The organism is Paenisporosarcina macmurdoensis (assembly GCF_042658845.1).
GTDB classification, from domain to species: Bacteria; Bacillota; Bacilli; order Bacillales_A; family Planococcaceae; genus Paenisporosarcina; species Paenisporosarcina macmurdoensis.
On sequence record NZ_JBHSRI010000020.1, the window covers coordinates 26,823 to 44,946 of the forward strand.

Consider the following 18,124-nt stretch of genomic DNA (forward strand, 5'->3'; position numbering starts at 1 on the left):
TTTGTGTGTTTATAGTAATTATTCAACCCTAATAATAGCACATAAAATTAATATTAAATCGACTGCTCTACAAATGCATTCATTTCTTAGCCTTATCATAACAATATACATTTATCCTCATATGACAGCAACAATAGAAAAAAGGTCTTTCACCAGTTAGTAAACTGATGAAAGACCTTTTCTTATAGATGTGTTTCAATGTAACAGGCTAAAACCCCTTTTAAATAGAGGGGTTTTAAAACATTGTTACATCATGCCGCCCATATCGGGGGCATATTTTGCCTTTTCATAGGATGTAAAAACTTAGCGCTCTTAAGGGTTTCGGAACTAACTAACTTATAGAGATTCATCAAAACTCAAAAAAAAGTTAGCAAATAAGTTAGCAAACCACAATCTAAGGAGCGATTCTATGAAAACGATCAAATGGATTTTTGTCATTTGCAGTATATCATTTCTATTAAGTGCTTGTACTACTAAAGAATATGGCACAATCGATGCTTCTACTGAAGATGTGCAAGAAATACTCGATACTGGTCAAACTGGCTTTGTACTCATTAAAGACGAAGAAGACTCACAGCTACTTAGAAACGTCGAAAAGGCATTTTTAGAAAAAGAACAAACTGTTATGCTATTCGATGTCTTTCAAAATGATGTATCTAATGAAAATAAAAATGGCTTAAGTAACAATCCTTTCCGTCCCAACATGCCTAACGTAAATACAGTCTATTACATCAATAAAGGCAACGTAGTTGAAGAATATGAATTAGAGACAAGCCTAGATAATCAACATGAGAATCTTGAAGAGTTTATTTCTAATTTTTAATTCCATTTGTGAAACCTCCTAAGTGAATGTTAAAACTAAGTAACTTTTGCAGACAATGTGAAATAGAGAGAAAGAGCATAAGGGAAACTTGCCCCCATTTTCAATGTGGGACTAGGCAGAGCCTAGTGTTTGGGTGGGTACATGAAAATTCTATTTTGGCACAGTTTTGTGCCACTTTTTTTAGCGTTTGGCACAGTTTTGTTCCAGTGAAAAATCGCTTTGGCACAACTTTGTGCCAGCAATAATTCATTCATTTTTTAAAAAAGTTGAAGAGAAGGAAGCTGTTTATTTTAAATTTCTTCTTTCCAGATTGATTATTTATTCTTGTCAAATACTTAATTATTCTACTAGCAATTCTTTCAAAACTCCTACCAGTGATTATTGAATCCTATTGTTTATCAAATCTATTAACTCTTCGTTTGAAGCAGCAGCAATTCCTTCATCTCGATCTCGGTATCTAAAATAAAATTTGTCTGGCGTCAAAGAAATAATTAAGCGATTTTCAAAAATCAAATCTTGTAATGATCGTATATCATTATCTAATTGTTCTTTAGGATAATGTTCCTTAACTTTTAATTTTTCAATGATTTCATTTAGTTTAATTTTAATATGATTCAATTTAGTGATTGAATCTTTGTTCACTGCAAAAATGTTGTATACAAAAACAATACTTGGAATCAGCGGAGCTAAAACCGCCCCAATAAAACTTGTTAAAGTTAAATCGTTCATTATACTAATTACCAAAAGAAGAATAAAAATTATCCAAAAGAATCCAGCCAAATAAGCTGAATATCTTTCACGCAACTTCTTGTTCCAGAAACAATTAGTGTTCTGGCATATAATTCTCCCATAACTAATATCTGCCTCTTTGATTCCAGGATACCAGTCTTTAAGCAAGTCATAATTATTTCCTTTTTCCAAGAATTTTTTGCTTTTATAATTTATAATCTCAAGAAGTTCTGGAAAATCTTCTTTCATACGATTTTTAGGAATCAGTAAAACATCGCAATCAAATTCTTCTTGAATATAAGCAGCTTTTGTCGTTAACTTTTTAATTCGTTTAGAAAGATATACTTCATTAAAAAGTACGCATAATATAGCACCTGTAATGGGGTAAATTGCAAATTCATCACTTAATATATTTGCTAATATAGCAAATACTATGGCAGCTACTACACACACAAGGAATTGAATATTAAGTAAATCCTTTGCTTCGGAATATATTTGTCTTTGAGCAGCCAATCTTTTTAGGTTTATTGTTTTATTTTGCCTAGTAGCTATATTCATATTTTCACTCATATTTAGGGAAATTATCCCCAAATATTTCTCTCCATTTATTAATAGAACTCTTATTATTACCATCTTCTTCTAATTTTCTTGCCGCGATTGCTTTAGTGTAATCTGAAGATGCTTTAGTTCGAACCCTATACCTCTCATCAAATGTAAGACCATTAATATTTCCTTGAATATTTTTAGGGTCGTTTATATCCCCTAAAATATTATCATATAGGTAGTTTAAAATTTTTGGAATTTCAATATCAACATAAGAACTAGCTTTATTCGTATTTGCTTTGTAATAATTCAATATGATAGTTTCTAATAAATATGAAGTTATAGTCGGCATAGCAACTCTTCTATTCCAGTACTTCATTATTCTTATTGCTTGAAGAACATTACCATCATGGGATTGATTTATAAGAGAAGCACGTTCTTTATCTAATCTGGGATTAGTCTTCTTCCAATGCCCATTTCCATCAGGAATTAAGTAAAATGTTTCACCATCGCTATTTTCTTGAGTTATAAAACAAGGAACAATATCAAAATTCCATGTATAGGATGATAACTTTAATGTAGCTGCTTCTTGATTTCTTTTAATATCTGCATTATTGTATTGTGGAATATTTTCACAGGCAGAAACAAATTTATTAATCACTCGTTTAGAATTTAAAACATTCCCTTGAGGATGACATAATCTCAATAGGTTAGTAGCCTTATCAGAAACATGAATTTCTATTCTATTTGAATATTCAGCGTGTGTTGATCCTTGAGCATTCAATCCGATCATTAAATCAATATCATCAAGTTCTCGAATTTTTGTTTTTCTTGCGTATGAACCAAAATGTATGTCTATCTTTGGATATAAGAGAGGAAAATTTTCAACTGTAGAATCAAATTTCGAAATTTTTTCTAGCAACCAGTTCTTACTTCTTTTAGCCCTATCATTTAAATTAGTATCTAAGTTTACTGTATCTTTTTGAAACTCGTTAAAAGCTGTAATTACTGACCTCGACAAATCATTTCCCCCTATTAGCGTAAATAAATATCAAAATTTTGTAGCTTCTGCCATCAACTCAGCTTGCTCAACAACAGTCTCTACTGCCAACTTCTGCAAATCAGGTGGATAGCCATACTTCTTCAATAACCTTCGAACAGTAATCCTCATTTTGGCTCTAGCCGACTCTCTTAAGTTCCAGTCAATGCTCATATTCTCTTTTATTGCCTTTGTAAGCTCATGTGCAATGACTTTCAAGATATCATCACCTAATACTTGCTCTGCTGTTTCGTGAGAAGCTAAAGCGTCATAAAAGGCTACTTCTTCTTTGATCAAACCAGATGCCTCTCCTGCCTTCACAGAATCATTCATTTCTTTCGCCAGTTCAATCAGTTCTTCGATGATTTTAGATGTTTCAATCGCCCGTTTGTTGTATTTGTTGATGGCGTTGTTCAACATCTCAGTGAATTTTTGTGCTTTTACGAGATTTGTACGCTGAACATTTTTCACTTTTCCTTGCAATAAACGATTCAATAACTCCACTGCCAAGTTTTTCTGCGGCAGTGCGCGAACTTCATCCAAAAACTCATCTGACAAAATAGAAATGTCGGGATTCTGAATACCAAGCGAAGTATAAATATCAATCACTTCATCCGATATTACTGATTTCGATATTAACTGGTTTAGCTGCGCGTCAATTTGTTCCGGTGTTTGTTTCCGATCATCACCAGGAATCAATTTTACAAGAGCAGCTTTAACCGCCTTCAGAAAACCAATCTCCGCATTTAATTCCATTGCCTCCGGTTCTGTGGCACATAGGGCAAATGCCTTTCCAAGCTCCGTCACAACTTTCATAAAACGCTTCTTCTCTTCTTCTCCGAGACCGATGACAAAATCCATCGTTTCTGTAATGGCTCGCATACGTTCAGAAGCTTTCTCTGAGTTAAAGTTATCGTAACTATGCTTGTACAACATATCTTGAATAATCTCGAACTTCTCTAATAATATGTCCACTGCCACGGCCGTATCAATTCCAGTATTGCCACGATCGCTGTCGGTGTATTGCTTCAACGCTTCTTTCAAGCTGTCTGCAATTCCAATATAATCGACAATCAATCCTCCTGGCTTGTCCCGGAAGACCCGATTTACCCTTGCGATGGCTTGCATTAAATTATGCCCTTTCATCGGCTTGTCTATGTACATCGTATGCATAGAAGGCACATCAAACCCGGTCAGCCACATATCGCGAACAATGACAATTTTCAGTTCATCATTAAAATCCTTCATCCGGCGAGCTAAATCATCCCGTCGTTTTTTATTGCCGATAAAAGGCTGCCAGTGTTCCGGATCACTCGAAGTGCCGGTCATAACAATCTTGATGACGCCTTTCTTGTCATCATCTGAATGCCACTCTGGACGCAACTTGATGATTTCCTGATAAAGGTCAATAGCAATTCGTCGTGACATGACAACAATCATCGATTTTCCGAACATTGCATCTTGTCTGGATTCAAAATGATTCACCATGTCAGCAGCCAACTTTTGAAGGCGCTGTTCAGCACCCACCAATGCTTCCAAACGAGACCATTTGGATTTCAGTCTTTCTCTATCCGACTCTTCTTGGAATTCAGTTATTTCATCATACTCTAAGTCAATATCCAAGCCTTCTGGCAAATCCAGTTTCACTATGCGGCTCTCATAATAAATCTTCACAGTAGAACCATCTTCAACCGCCTGCGTCATATCATAAATATCAATATAATCACCGAAAACAGCCGGTGTATTTTTATCGCTTGATTCCACCGGAGTTCCTGTAAATCCAATAAAAGAAGCATTCGGCAAAGCATCTCGCATGTATTTCGCATAACCGTATTTGGTCGCAACATCATCTGTTGTCTTTGTCACTTGCGCTTGGAAGCCATATTGCGTCCGGTGCGCTTCATCGGCCATGACAATGACATTCCGGCGAGTCGTCAATGCATCCATATGCGTGAACCCTTCTTCCGGCGCAAACTTTTGCATCGTCGTGAAAATAATGCCCCCCGATTCAACAGCCAATAAATTTCTCAAATCGCTGCGGCTATCGGCTTGTTTCGGCGTCTGGCGCAATAAATCACTCGAAATGGAAAATGTGTTAAAGAGTTGGTCATCGAGGTCATTGCGGTCCGTTAAGACAATGACGGTCGGATTGTTCATCTCAAGCACCAGCTTGCCTGTATAGAACACCATCGACAAACTTTTTCCCGACCCTTGCGTATGCCAAATAACCCCAATCTTCCGGTCTCCCCTTTCGGCAGCCGCGCGTTTTGCCTGTTCGACCGCTTTGTTGACCGCGTAATATTGATGATACGCAGCCAGAATTTTAAAGGTTTTTTCTCCATCCGTTTGGAACACAACAAAATGGCGAAGCAAATCCAGCAAAACTTTCGGCTTGAACATACCCTGAATCAATACTTCAAGTTGCGGCATGGTGGAAGGAGCAATCGACTCCCCGTCCACTGTTCGCCACATCATAAACCGTTCTTCGTCTGCAGTCAGCGATCCCGCTCTGGCATTGATGCCATCGCTCGTCACCAAAAAAGCATTGTATTGGAATAAAGAAGGAATCGTCGCTTTATATGTTTGAAGCTGGTTAAAACCTTTTGAGATTCCTGCTTGCTCATCTGTCGAGTTTTTCAATTCAATGACTACCAGCGGTAAGCCATTCACGAAAACAATTACATCTGGGCGTTTATTCTGCTGCCATTCAATGACTGTAAACTGATTGACTGCCAAAAAATCATTGTTTTCCGGGTTCTCGAAATCAAACAGCCATAGTTTCTCTACTGTATTACGCCCGTTTTCTTTGCGAACTTCTACATCAATGCCATCAGTGACATATTTCTGGAATATCCGATTATTGACTATAAGATTCGGAGACTGAACCATCGTGACCAACTGAACCGCGCGCAGTACAGTTTCCATCGAAGCATCCGGATTGATCTCCTTTAACGCTTCTTCAAGCCTGCCTTCAAGTACGACATCGGCATAGCTGTCCCGTTCAGGTGAATCACCGTCCACGGCGATATTTGGTCCGTTCTCTATTTCATACCCTAAGTTTTCAAGCCATTCCAGGGTAGCTTGTTCAAGATCATCTTCATGGAATCGGTACATGTTCAGTCACCTCGGTTTCGTCAGAGAGTTCGATTTCTCCGGAGAGGAGTTTCGGAAGAAGGGTCTCTCTAATATTTATCAAGGTGTTAATTTCATTTCGCATGTTAGACATCATTTCCATGATTTCATCAGCAATTTCTGCAAACTTGTGAGTAATTTCTATTGGATATACAACGCAAGAATAGTTGCCAAGTGTTTGATGGTTAACTCGTTGTCTTCCTGAACTTCCGTTCATATTACTTATCGCATAATTTTTAAAATCAGGATTCGAAGCAAAAAAGTAAGTAAGTGTCTTTGGATAACCTTCTTTACTTCTAATCGTAATAAACTCGGTTGACCCCCAGCCCACTTCTTCTTTTTCCATAAATTCAACGTATCCAATCTTGCCATTCTCAAGGCACGGGGTAATTCTAGCAAGTAGTGTATCACCATTAATAAATTTACTGCCCGAACCACTAAACACTCTTTTTTTCCATGAATGAATCACGGCAGAATCATTTAAATCTTTCATTTCAATGTAATCTACTAATTCACCTTTTTTTAAAGTAGTTTTAGGAGAAAAGTGAAATATATCTGACGCTTTTCCAACTTGCCATTCTACCGGAACTAAACCTATTTCGCTCTCTACCATTTCTCCATCACTGGATTTATAAGGTTCTCCATTTTCATTTGGAAATTCAAAATCTACAAACCAGCGTTTGAAAAATGTCTGAGCAAATTCTTCTAAGTTTTGTATAACTTTGTTGTTAACTTCTATTTTCTCATCAAGAGGTGAAAGTATTGAAGTAATTTTGTTTTGTATATGTAAGGATGGCAATATGATATCAATATCATTTAGAACCTTGAGATTGATATTTTCTTGAACAGAGCCATAAGCTCTACTTTGAATTTCTTTTTTAAAGTATTGAAAGTAGTAGTAAATATAATCAATTGAACACCTGCTAGTATCCGGGATAAAGCCTACAACGCTGTCTGGAAAACATGCTTCAAAATCTAAAATGGATGTCTCCGCTATATTAGCAGCAATAGTTATACATAAAGTATCTTTTTTCCATAATTTACTTTGACTTAATCCTACTTCACTATAAGACTGCTCGAAATCCTTGATTCTTTTTCCAGCTTTTCTTATATCACCAGTTTGTATAAAGGGATATTTACCTCCGTATAAAACCGGATCATATCTTGGTCTATGTTTTGACTTCCCTCTAGATAAGGTACCTATTTCAGGTAATTTTACAGTCTCAAAATTGTTAAACCCCATACCCGATCCCCTCCAACGCTTTACGGATTTGGCCTTCAAGTTTTTTCGATTTCACGAATTGCTCTGCAAGATCGCCAGTCAATCGCTCCATTTTTTCTTCAAACGGCTCACTGTCTTCTTCCGCTGCTTCCAACCCAACATAGCGGCCAGGAGTCAAAATATATTCATGCTCTCGAACTTCATCCAGTTTTGCTACTTTACAGAAGCCTGCAACATCTTCGTATTCTTGTTCATTCGTTCCCCGCCATGCATGATACACGTCTGAGATTTTGTTGATGTCTTCAATAGAAAATTCTTTCAATGTACGCGAAACCATGCTACCTTGTTTTCTGGCATCGATGAAGAGGATTTCTCCACGCCGTTCTTTTTTGCCGTTTTTCGCTTTATTGCGCGTGACAAACCACAAACAAACCGGAATTTGCGTAGAGTAGAATAATTGCCCAGGCAACGTAACGATACATTCGACAAGATCTTGCTCAATCAAATTTTTGCGGATTTCAAGCTCTGATGTCGTATTTGTCGACATCGACCCATTCGCTAGAACAAAGCCAGCTGTACCAGATGGTGCAAGTTTTGAAACCATATGCTGAATCCATGCATAGTTGGCATTTCCGACTGGCGGCGTTCCAAACTGCCAGCGAACATCTTCTTTTAACTTTTCTCCGCCCCAATCACTGATATTAAAAGGTGGATTTGCTAGGATGTAATCAGCTTTCAATCCTTTATGTAAATCGTTATGGAACGTATCCGCGTTATGATCTCCAATATTTCCGTCAATACCGCGGATAGCCAAGTTCATTTTTGCCAGTTTCCAAGTTGTAGGGTTTGATTCTTGTCCATAGACCGCAATATCACCTAGACGCCCTTGGTGTTCTTCGACAAACTTTTCACTTTGGACAAACATGCCCCCAGAACCGCAGCACGGATCATATACTCTGCCTTTATATGGCTCCAGCATTTGAACAAGCAGTTTAACCACAGAACTCGGTGTATAGAACTCACCGCCATTTTTTCCTTCTGCGCTTGCGAATTTCGACAGGAAATACTCATAGACGCGACCAAGCATATCTTTGGAGCGGCTTTCTTTATCTCCAATTCTGAACGAAAACAAATCGATTGTTTCTCCCAGTCTTGTTTTATCGAGAGCCGGACGTGCATAGTCTTTTGGCAGCACTCCCCGCAAAGATTCGTTCTCTTTTTCAGTAGCAATCATGGCAGTATCAATTATCTGACCGATTTCAGGCTTTTTAGCGTTTTCTTTGATATAAGTCCAACGTGCTTCTTTCGGCACCCAGAAAATATTCTCTGCTAGGTACTCGTCTTTATCTTCCGGATCTGCCCATTTGTCTTGCGTAAGTTCTTCATATTTCTCTTCAAAAGAATCCGAAACGTATTTAAGGAATAGAAGCCCCAATACGACATTTTTATATTCAGAAGCGTCCATGCTGCCACGGAGTGTAAACGCTAAACTAAATTGAACAGATTTCGCCAATTAAGATTGAACAGTTTTCACTAAAAACTTCGCTTCTATATACTAGTAACTAGTTTATAGAAAGTGAGGATTATGGAGTGAAAAAGAAAATGGATTATTATCAAATCCTGAAGTTAAAAGAAGAAGGATTCAAGGAAGCAGCGATTGCCCGCAAACTATTTATTTCTCGGAATACTGTGCGATCGTATCTTGGGAAGTCTCCAGAAGAATTTGAGGCGTTTATCTTAACTCTTCAAGCGCGCGGAAGGAAATTAGATCCCTATCGGGATTACATTGTTATGTGGTTGAAACAACATCCCGATCTAACGGGTGCTCAAGTTTATGATTGGCTGCAGGAAAAATGCGATGTGCAAAATATCGCTGAAAGTACTGTGAGGAGTTATGTTAATGAAGTGAGGGATACTTACCAAATTCCAAAGGTCAGCAGCCAGAGGATTTATGAAGCCGTTCCGGATCTTCCAATGGGTTACCAGATACAAGTGGACTTTGGACAAGACAAAGTGACAACGACAGAGGAAACGAATAAACGATTGTACTTTATAGCCTTTGTTCTCTCACATTCCCGGTTTAAATATGTGGAATGGTTAGACAAACCTTTCCGTACGCAAGACATGATACGCTGTCATGAAAATGCTTTTCATTACTTTGGAGGAATATCCATTGAAATGGTCTACGACCAAGATGCAATATTGTCTGTCAGCGAAAATGCAGGAGATTTGATATTGACTGCAGAGTTTGAAAAATACCGAAAAGCACGCGGGTTTAAAATTTATCTTTGCAGAAAGAGTGATCCGGAATCCAAAGGAAAGATTGAACAAGTGGTTAAGTTCGTTAAATATAACTTTAGTAAAAACAGGACATATGACCATCTATCAACTTGGAACGAATCGACACTAGATTGGCTTGAAAGAACGGGAAATCATAAAATTCATCACAATACGAAAAAAAGACCCTTCGAAGTGCACGCCCTGGAAAAGCAACACTTGCGAATAGTCTCTTCAACCTTCTCTTTCGAGAATCATCTTACTGAAAGTATAACAAGAAATATTACCAAGGACAACGTTCTTCGATACGAGGGAAATCGGTATTCCGTACCCGCAGGAACGTACCATTCGAAGTCTAAGAACCTTGCCTATTTAGAGATTACGAAAGATGGACAACTGAAAATTCGTTTAAAGCCAACTGGTCTCATTCTGGCTTCACACCATATTGCGGTTGGAAAAGGTCAAGTCATCAGGGATCCAAAGCATAAGAAATTAAAAGAATCGAAAACAACACTGCTTGCCCATCAAATAGCTGAGGTATTTAACGACCACGCACTTATTGAATGGTTTATCGATGAATTACGAAGAAAATATGGTCGCTATCTATTGGATCAACTTCGTGTATTAAAAGTTGTTATCGAGACTCATACCGCTCATATTAATGTGACCTTGGAAAAAGTGAAATTAATGAACCTGATTAGTGCCAATGATTTCAGGGATATAGCCTACTCCCTGCATAAAGAAGCAAAAGAAGATCATCAACTGAAGGTGCATACTCTCCCAACAAAATATGAGCATCTTCAAGCAGCGGAACGCTCGGAAGACTACTACGCCAATATTTTGACTGGAGGTAGAAACCAATGACAAATCCAGCGGATGGACTTCAAGAGAAATGTCGAACTCTTCGACTAGCTGAAACCGCAAAGGAACTGCCTACGCTTTTACGCAATGCAGAGGCAGAGAGTTGGACCTATCATGAATTTATTCATAAATTATTAAGTCATGAATTGAATTGCCGGGAGAGAAAGAGTATCGACCGTAATATGAAATGGGCTGATTTTCCTTACCATAAAACACTTACTGAATATGACTTGAAAGAACAACACGCTATAGGAGAACGTCAATTTAAACTGCTTAAAGAGTTGGAATGGGTTGCGGAAAATTTCACCCTAATTCTCATGGGACCGCCAGGTGCAGGGAAAACACACCTGGCGGTGGGTTTAGGGATACATGCAATTAATCATGGTTACCAAGTAGCATTCATTTCTATGGCCGAACTGATTTATGTATTGAAAACCCGTGAATATACTAGTAAATCTCGCACACGGTATAAGAGGATTACTTCTTCTAACTTAGTCATTATCGATGATGTTATGTATATGACAATCGATCCAAAAGAAGCAAGTCTGTTTTTCCAATTCATTTATGAGCTATACGATAATGTAGCATTCATTCTTACATCAAATAAAGGACCGAATGAGTGGGGTAAATTCTTAGGAGACCCCACTCTTACCACAGCAATTCTAGATCGACTTCTACATCGTAGTGAAATAATCTCTTTTAGTGAAGAAGATGACAGCTTAAGAATGAAATACCGGAAAACTTTGTTTTCCGAAATAAGTGTTCAATCTTAATTGCGGAAAACTGTTCAAAACTAATTGACGAAAACTGTTCATTCTTACTTGACGGTTACACGGAGCTTATCTGCCATTGACCATAATTTTTCTTCAAAACCAATATTTGCTGTAGACATATGATTTCCCTCTTTCTTTTTCACGCTTCTTTTAGTTCGATACTATTGCTAGATTTATAAATTCTTTATACATTAACAGCTTTTACTGTAACTCTAAATATATATGTAACTTTTGTAACTCTATAAAAAAAGTACTATAAACCTAATTTTACCAACAAAGAAAGGGTTACACAAGATAACCTCTCGGTCTCTTACATAACCCTCTTTTTATAGAAAACTATTATATATTTCATGTCACTAAGTATTCAATACTAACTAAACTTACTTGAAGTAAACTTTTAAATCTGGTTGCTTTAAAACATAACCTTTATAGCAGGATTTCCTAATATTATCATTATAGATGAAGACTTTCTCTTTGGGATAAGTAGTAATCCAATACTTACTAACATCTTGATTCCTACTATTCTTTCTAATTGCACAAGCTAAAACGGGTGTGATAGGGAATATGTATTCCAACTCATTATTTGAATTTGTAAACATTCGCACTGGATTATCGGAAGTAATAAATTCAAATCCTGCTTCAGGAATCAATAGTTCAATGTCCATGTTATTAAACATTGTTATATATTCATCATACATAGGCCCTTTATTTTGAAAATAAGCAAGAAAGTATTTTAAAGTTATGTTATGTAGAAAATATTCTCCGTGAGTGCTATACATTGGCAAATACTTTTCTTCTTCTTCTTCTACATGTTCATGTAAGAAACTCAAAAATTCTAAACTTGCTAATTCATCAAACGTTTTCAATAGTGTTTGCTGTGGTGGGTAAGTTCTCCATTCAATGGCCACCATAAATCGAATCAGTTCTTCCCTTTTAACAGCACTAATTCTTTCTGCCCCTAGATTCGCTTGAACTGCTTGAAGAATAGCATCACGAGTAGTTGGCCACTTATCTTCAAACATCTGGTTCCAAGCCTCTTCAATATTTCTTATTCGAACTTTTTTAATATCCTCTTTCAGAACTTGCTTTTGTTCTTCTGATATTAATATCTGATTGGAATCATAAATACTCCATTCGTTAAATTGATGAAATAATTCTCTTAATTTTTTTACAGATTCAATTTTTTCTTTTTCAAATACTACAGAGTATTTTTGAGAAGTAAGAGGTTTAAATATTTCTTCTAAATCATTATTCTCAAAAAATTCCGAGTAAATATTGCGTGAATAAAATTCTTTTATGGTCGTTAATCTTCTAGTCTTTCTTTGAAACTCCTCTTTACTAAAGTCTATCTTACTTTCATTTTTATCAATATAGTAAACATCAACATTATTATCACTCCAAGCCTTTAAATAAGTGTTAGGAACTAGATGTTGTTTAGATGAATTTGAAACCCAGGATGGATCGAATTGAACCATTAAAAATCATCCTCCTTATTGTATTCTCTAGTATTTCACTTTATTGACCTATGCTTTAATATTAATCTCTCTATATGAACGTATACCAGCGAATGTGATAGTAAAAAATATTAACCACACGTGAAATGAAATAGAATTTTCTGTTTTTAAATCTAGGGCAGCAAATACTATTAATAAAGCAAAAAAATCTTGTAGATAGTTTGCAAATATAACAGTACCCGCCGAATTATTATATGCATTCTTATATCCTTGGAGACTAATAGAAAGTAAACCTGCAAGTAATACGTTTATGAAGATAATAAAATGACCTGGAATTACCCCGGCCGATTGTGCATTAAATAATGTCAACAACAAGGCAGGAATTCCATAGCAAAAGATAATAATAAACATAATTGCTTGTTCTATTACTTTTTCATTCTCGATACCTTCATAGTACGCTCTTATCAAGGATCTAATATGTACCAAAGCGAATACTAATGAATTAATTACAAGAAGAATGACAAGCCAGCTTGATTCCAGCTGTTTTCCCATAAGTGCAACTATGTGAATTAGCATAAATAAAGAAGTAAACATATAAATTACACCAAGCAATAGAATAGTAAAAAAGTATAATATACCTTTACTTATTGGTCCCGCATAATTCTTCGTCATTCTAATTGTTACTTTTGATAATTCCCAAGAAAATATAGGTATTAAAAATAATACTATTACTTGAAAAACTAACTTAAGCCAAATTACCTCAAAATCAATAGTATTGTACAATGACCACGTCATTATAGCTAGCGGCAGTAACAATTTAAGATGTTGGAAAATAATATTGCCTAATAGATACGCTCGTTTTTTTAAAAAAACTTTTGATGATTCCTCTTTCATTTTCCTCCTTCTTTCCTTCCTTAATATGTATACAAGAGCATTATACAGAAGACCTTCATATTTGTATTATTATATTTAAAACATATAGGTTCTTACAGGTAATAATTTCAAACGAACTCTAGCTCTTTTTCTTTATTAGATAAAATTCGAGTTTTGTGAAATTCCAATATAATAGAAATCACTTCTGCTCCATTGTATCCAGAACCAAATCCCCAATTCATTATGGTGTCATAATCCTTTGCATAAATGCTTAACGTTTTATATTCAGCCATATCCATAATTTTTATCTCCCCTGCTTTATATTGAAAAGATTTAAAACAAGTTCTTAGAAGAAAAATATCACGAAACAGGAGCCGAGGTTTTTAATCCAAAAAACGAAGAAAGTATTCTTGAAAGCGCTGATCCAATTATTAGAGCTCTTACACAAAACACAATAATGTCTGTAGGAAAGGGTTATTCCCTTATAGATGAAAAAACCCACTTTTACCTAACATATTATTCAACTATCGGTGATTTCTTAAAAATTCTAAGATTTTCTAAAAACAAAAGTGTAGAGGAAGTTGCAGATTTTTTAAATATCGAATCTGAACGGTATCTTCAACTTGAAAAAGCAGAAAATACTTCTACCATCGAACTCTACAATGAAAGAATTGGGGAATTTTTAGAAGTAGGAAACTTTATTGAATGGCATGAGAATATTATAGATAATGATTATGCAGCCTCACGGTATAAGGGAATTAAAAATAATACTCATAGAACTATTTCATTTAAAGTACAATCAAAAGTCGAGAAATTAGACGAAAATGGAAATAAATATATTCAATACTATTCAGAAGAAGAATTAAAAGAGAACTTCTTTAACCTTTCTTGCCTTTTAGATCAAAAAGAACATAAGGTACTTTATAAAAACAAGGTATTAACTGATTCTGAGATTGAAAAAGTTAAAACTATGCTAGAAATACTTCTAGAGGATTGATTGAAAGGAGGTGAAAGTTACAATGGCGCATATCCATAAACGAGGTGACAAATGGGCATATATCGTTAATATCGCCCAAGATCCTGTAACTAGTTACAAAGTCTGGGTTTAGAACTAAGAAAGAAGCTCAATTGGCTGCAAATAAAATTGAAGAATCGATTGTAGAAGGCGCAGTGATCCATGAAACAAAGATCACTTTTGGACAGTTTGCAGTTGAATGGGTTGAGTATTACGGTACACAAGCGAAAATCAGCAGTGTAAGAGCACGGAGTATTGCTATGAAGCAGCTTGTATCCCAATGGGAACATCTTCCCTTAAAAATCACACGGCATATGTATCAATCCTATATCAATGCTCTTAGCCAGAAATTCAGCAGAAACTATATCGACAGTATTCACACAACTGGAAACATGATTTTCAAACATGCTATTCGCAAGGACTTGCTTAGTCGGAATCCTACTGAGGGGTTTGTAATGCCTAAAAAACAGGAAACTGTTGAAGAAATTGAAGAGGAAGACATTCAGGAGAAGTTTCTGGAGTTAAGAGAGTTGAAATCTTTTCTAGTAATAACAAAAGAGCATGGGCTGTACATGGACTATCTGTCATTTGTTACATTGCCGTATACCGGTCTGAGGTTAGGTGAACTGCTGGCTCTCAAATGGTCAGATGTGGACTTCACTAAGAAAACCATGCGCATTACAAAAACCTATTACAATCCTAATAACGGTCAGACAGGCTATCAATTATTAACGCCAAAAACCAAGAAATCTGTTCGCATCATTTCTTTAGATGGAGATTTACTCACGCTTTTCAAGAAACATCGGCTTGATCAAAGAGCCTTGAAGATGAAACAGCGTATGGTTTATCAAGACAATAATTTCATTTTTGCAGAAAACACAGGACACCCAAGAAACATGAAACAGGTCATGAACCGTTTAATCCGTCTTTTAAAGCGTTTGGACATCGATAAGCACATCACACCACATAGCTTTAGACATACGCATACGTCTCTATTGATTGAAGCTGGTGCAGGTGTTAAAGAGATTCAAGAACGCTTAGGACATTCAGACATCAATACAACAATGAACATCTACGCTCATAAAATGTCGAAGAAGAAACTTCTAAGAGATTTAGTCAATTGACGAAAGGTATTCTTTAGTTTCATTCAACTGAAATGTTCTTAAAAGAGAACAAAAAAGAAGACCTCCTATAAGTTCAAAGAACTTACAAAAGGTCTCCCCAAAAGCTTAATTTAGTTGTTTCGGAACCCGAAAGTTAGCAATAAGTTAGCATTTCACAATCCTATCCCCTACAAACCCCGTCATATCAAGGGTTGCATGGTTAGATTACATCATGCCACCCATGTCAGGCATACCGCCGCCTGCATTTTTGTCTGGAATTTCTGCAACTACTGCTTCAGTAGTTAACAACATTGCTGCTACAGATGCTGCGTTTTGAAGTGCAGAACGAGTAACTTTAGTTGGATCCACGATACCTGCTTCCATCATGTTCACCCATTCGCCGTTTGCTGCGTTGAAACCGATACCGATTTCTTCGCGTTTCAAGCGGTCAACGATGATTGAACCTTCAAGACCTGCGTTGTTTGCGATTTGACGAACTGGCTCTTCAAGTGCACGAAGAACAATTTTCACGCCCGTTGCAACGTCGCCTGTTTCAGTAGCCGCTAATTCAGCCACTTTTTTGTAAACGTTCACTAGTGCGGTACCACCACCAGAAACGATACCTTCTTCAACAGCTGCACGAGTTGAGTTCAATGCATCTTCGATACGAAGTTTACGTTCTTTTAGTTCTGTTTCAGTTGCTGCACCGACTTTAATTACGGCAACACCACCTGAAAGTTTCGCTAAACGTTCTTGTAATTTTTCTTTATCAAATTCAGAAGTTGTATCTTCTAATTGAGAACGAATTTGGCTTACACGGCCAGTAATTGCTTCTGCTTGGCCTGCGCCTTCAACGATTGTTGTGTTGTCTTTCGTTACAACTACTTTAGCTGCACGACCTAATTGTGTAATGTTCGTTGTTTTCAATTCTAAACCAAGCTCTTCAGTAATCACTTCTGCGCCTGTAAGAATTGCGATATCTTGAAGCATCGCTTTACGACGATCGCCAAATCCAGGAGCTTTAACAGCTACTGCATTGAACGTTCCACGTAATTTATTAACAACTAGAGTTGCTAAAGCTTCGCCTTCAACGTCTTCAGCGATTAGGATAAGTGGTTTACCTTGTTGTACCACTTGCTCTAGTACTGGAAGAATTTCTTGAATGCTTGTAATTTTTTTATCTGTAATTAAGATATATGGATTTTCTAAAACAGCTTCCATTTTATCTGAATCCGTTACCATGTATGGCGAAGCATATCCACGGTCGAATTGCATACCTTCAACCACATCAAGTTCAGTAGTGAAGCCTTTAGACTCTTCAATTGTGATAACCCCGTCGTTGCCAACGCGCTCCATTGCTTCAGCAATCAATTGTCCTACTTCTTCGTCACCTGAAGAGATACTTGCTACTTGTGCGATTGATTCTTTGCCTTCGATATCTTGAGAGATTTCTTTTAGGCCTGTGATAGCTGCTGCAACCGCTTTTTCAATCCCTTTACGAATTCCTACAGGGTTCGCACCAGCTGTTACGTTTTTCAAACCTTCACGAATCATTGCTTGAGCAAGAACTGTTGCAGTTGTTGTACCGTCACCAGCAATGTCATTTGTTTTAGATGCAACTTCAGCTACTAACTTAGCACCCATGTTTTCAAATGCATCTTCTAGTTCGATTTCTTTTGCAATTGTTACACCATCGTTTGTAATTAGTGGTGAACCAAATTTTTTCTCAAGAACAACGTTACGTCCTTTTGGTCCAAGCGTTACTTTTACAGCATCTGCTAATTTATCTACACCACGAAGCATTGCGCTACGTGCGTCTTCGCTAAATTTAATTTCTTTTGCCATTTAGTAAATCCTCCTAGAATATAATTATGTTTTATCCTATAATTGCTAAAATGTCATTTTCACGTAAAATTAAGTATTCATTACCTTCATATTTCACTTCTGTACCAGCGTATTTAGAGAAAATGATCTTGTCTCCCTCTTTCACATCTAACTCTACACGCGCGCCGTTTTCAAGAACACGACCAGTTCCAATAGCAAGTACTTTACCTTCTTGTGGCTTCTCTTTAGCAGAGTCTGGTAGTACAATACCGAATGCTGATTTTTCTTCTGACTCGATTAATTCAATTACGATACGATCGCCTAATGGTTTTAACAAGTGAAAACAACCTCCCTGAATGGTAGTGATTATTTTATTAGCACTCTCTGTTCTTGAGTGCTAACACAACTCCTATCATAATGAATTGACTGAACTTTTGCAAGTAAGAACACTGCGAT

Annotated in this window: 15 protein-coding genes; 5 read left to right on the forward strand and 10 right to left on the reverse strand. The window is 36.6% G+C overall.

Annotated features, from left to right (window positions below; genetic code table 11):
* Window positions 1-409 precede the first annotated feature (409 nt).
* Entirely contained in the window at window positions 410-823 is a 414-nt protein-coding gene (locus ACFPYN_RS12920) for a hypothetical protein (RefSeq protein WP_377734735.1), read from the forward strand.
* Window positions 824-1,201: 378 nt separating this feature from the next.
* Here the strand turns inward: ACFPYN_RS12920 and ACFPYN_RS12925 are convergent, their stop codons facing one another.
* The 5 genes from ACFPYN_RS12925 to ACFPYN_RS12945 are packed head-to-tail and all read right to left on the reverse strand — an operon-like array spanning window position 1,202 to window position 9,001.
* Entirely contained in the window at window positions 1,202-2,110 is a 909-nt protein-coding gene (locus ACFPYN_RS12925) for an S-4TM family putative pore-forming effector (RefSeq protein ID WP_377734736.1), read from the reverse strand.
* A 4-nt stretch (window positions 2,111-2,114) separates the two neighbouring features.
* The gene (locus ACFPYN_RS12930) at window positions 2,115-3,116 is read right to left on the reverse strand and encodes a nucleotidyltransferase (RefSeq protein ID WP_377734737.1); all 1,002 of its coding nucleotides are present in this window, start codon (window positions 3,114-3,116) and stop codon (window positions 2,115-2,117) included.
* Window positions 3,117-3,146: 30 nt separating this feature from the next.
* Complete coding sequence (locus ACFPYN_RS12935; RefSeq protein ID WP_377734738.1) at window positions 3,147-6,248, reverse strand: type I restriction endonuclease subunit R; 3,102 nt, start codon at window positions 6,246-6,248, stop codon at window positions 3,147-3,149.
* Window positions 6,232-7,509, reverse strand: a complete 1,278-nt coding sequence (locus ACFPYN_RS12940; RefSeq protein WP_377734739.1) for a restriction endonuclease subunit S — start codon at window positions 7,507-7,509, stop codon at window positions 6,232-6,234. The genes ACFPYN_RS12935 and ACFPYN_RS12940 overlap by 17 nt, the downstream gene beginning before the upstream one ends.
* A complete protein-coding gene (locus ACFPYN_RS12945; RefSeq protein ID WP_377734740.1) occupies window positions 7,499-9,001 on the reverse strand; it encodes a class I SAM-dependent DNA methyltransferase in 1,503 nt (500 codons plus the stop codon). Before ACFPYN_RS12945 ends, ACFPYN_RS12940 begins: the two co-directional genes overlap by 11 nt.
* Before the next feature lie 89 nt (window positions 9,002-9,090).
* On the opposite strand from ACFPYN_RS12945, the gene istA reads away from it, so the two are divergent.
* Window positions 9,091-10,629, forward strand: a complete 1,539-nt coding sequence (istA, locus tag ACFPYN_RS12950) for an IS21 family transposase (protein WP_377734741.1) — start codon at window positions 9,091-9,093, stop codon at window positions 10,627-10,629.
* A complete protein-coding gene (istB, locus tag ACFPYN_RS12955; protein WP_377734742.1) occupies window positions 10,626-11,399 on the forward strand; it encodes an IS21-like element helper ATPase IstB in 774 nt (257 codons plus the stop codon). The genes istA and istB overlap by 4 nt, the downstream gene beginning before the upstream one ends.
* 380 nt (window positions 11,400-11,779) lie before the next feature.
* Here istB and ACFPYN_RS12960 read toward each other — a convergent pair whose 3' ends face one another.
* From ACFPYN_RS12960 to ACFPYN_RS12970, 3 genes are all read right to left on the reverse strand, one after another.
* Window positions 11,780-12,874, reverse strand: coding sequence for a DUF4238 domain-containing protein (locus ACFPYN_RS12960; protein WP_377734743.1), 1,095 nt, complete (start codon window positions 12,872-12,874; stop codon window positions 11,780-11,782).
* 48 nt (window positions 12,875-12,922) lie between these two features.
* A complete protein-coding gene (locus ACFPYN_RS12965; protein ID WP_377734744.1) occupies window positions 12,923-13,747 on the reverse strand; it encodes a hypothetical protein in 825 nt (274 codons plus the stop codon).
* A 107-nt stretch (window positions 13,748-13,854) separates the two neighbouring features.
* On the reverse strand, window positions 13,855-14,025 hold the full coding sequence (locus ACFPYN_RS12970; protein ID WP_377734745.1) for a hypothetical protein: 171 nt from the start codon (window positions 14,023-14,025) through the stop codon (window positions 13,855-13,857).
* Window positions 14,026-14,183: 158 nt separating this feature from the next.
* Between ACFPYN_RS12970 and ACFPYN_RS12975 the strand changes: the two genes are divergently transcribed.
* Complete coding sequence (locus tag ACFPYN_RS12975; RefSeq protein ID WP_377734746.1) at window positions 14,184-14,723, forward strand: hypothetical protein; 540 nt, start codon at window positions 14,184-14,186, stop codon at window positions 14,721-14,723.
* A 131-nt stretch (window positions 14,724-14,854) separates the two neighbouring features.
* Window positions 14,855-15,865, forward strand: a complete 1,011-nt coding sequence (locus ACFPYN_RS12980) for a tyrosine-type recombinase/integrase (RefSeq protein WP_377734747.1) — start codon at window positions 14,855-14,857, stop codon at window positions 15,863-15,865.
* A 204-nt stretch (window positions 15,866-16,069) separates the two neighbouring features.
* On the opposite strand, the gene groL is transcribed toward ACFPYN_RS12980, so the two are convergent.
* Together groL and groES are read right to left on the reverse strand one after the other, a co-directional pair.
* Window positions 16,070-17,689: a chaperonin GroEL gene (groL, locus tag ACFPYN_RS12985; RefSeq protein ID WP_377734748.1), complete on the reverse strand. Its 1,620-nt coding sequence runs from the start codon at window positions 17,687-17,689 to the stop codon at window positions 16,070-16,072.
* Between the two features lie 31 nt (window positions 17,690-17,720).
* Entirely contained in the window at window positions 17,721-18,005 is a 285-nt protein-coding gene (gene groES, locus ACFPYN_RS12990; protein ID WP_377734749.1) for a co-chaperone GroES, read from the reverse strand.
* Window positions 18,006-18,124 lie beyond the last annotated feature (119 nt).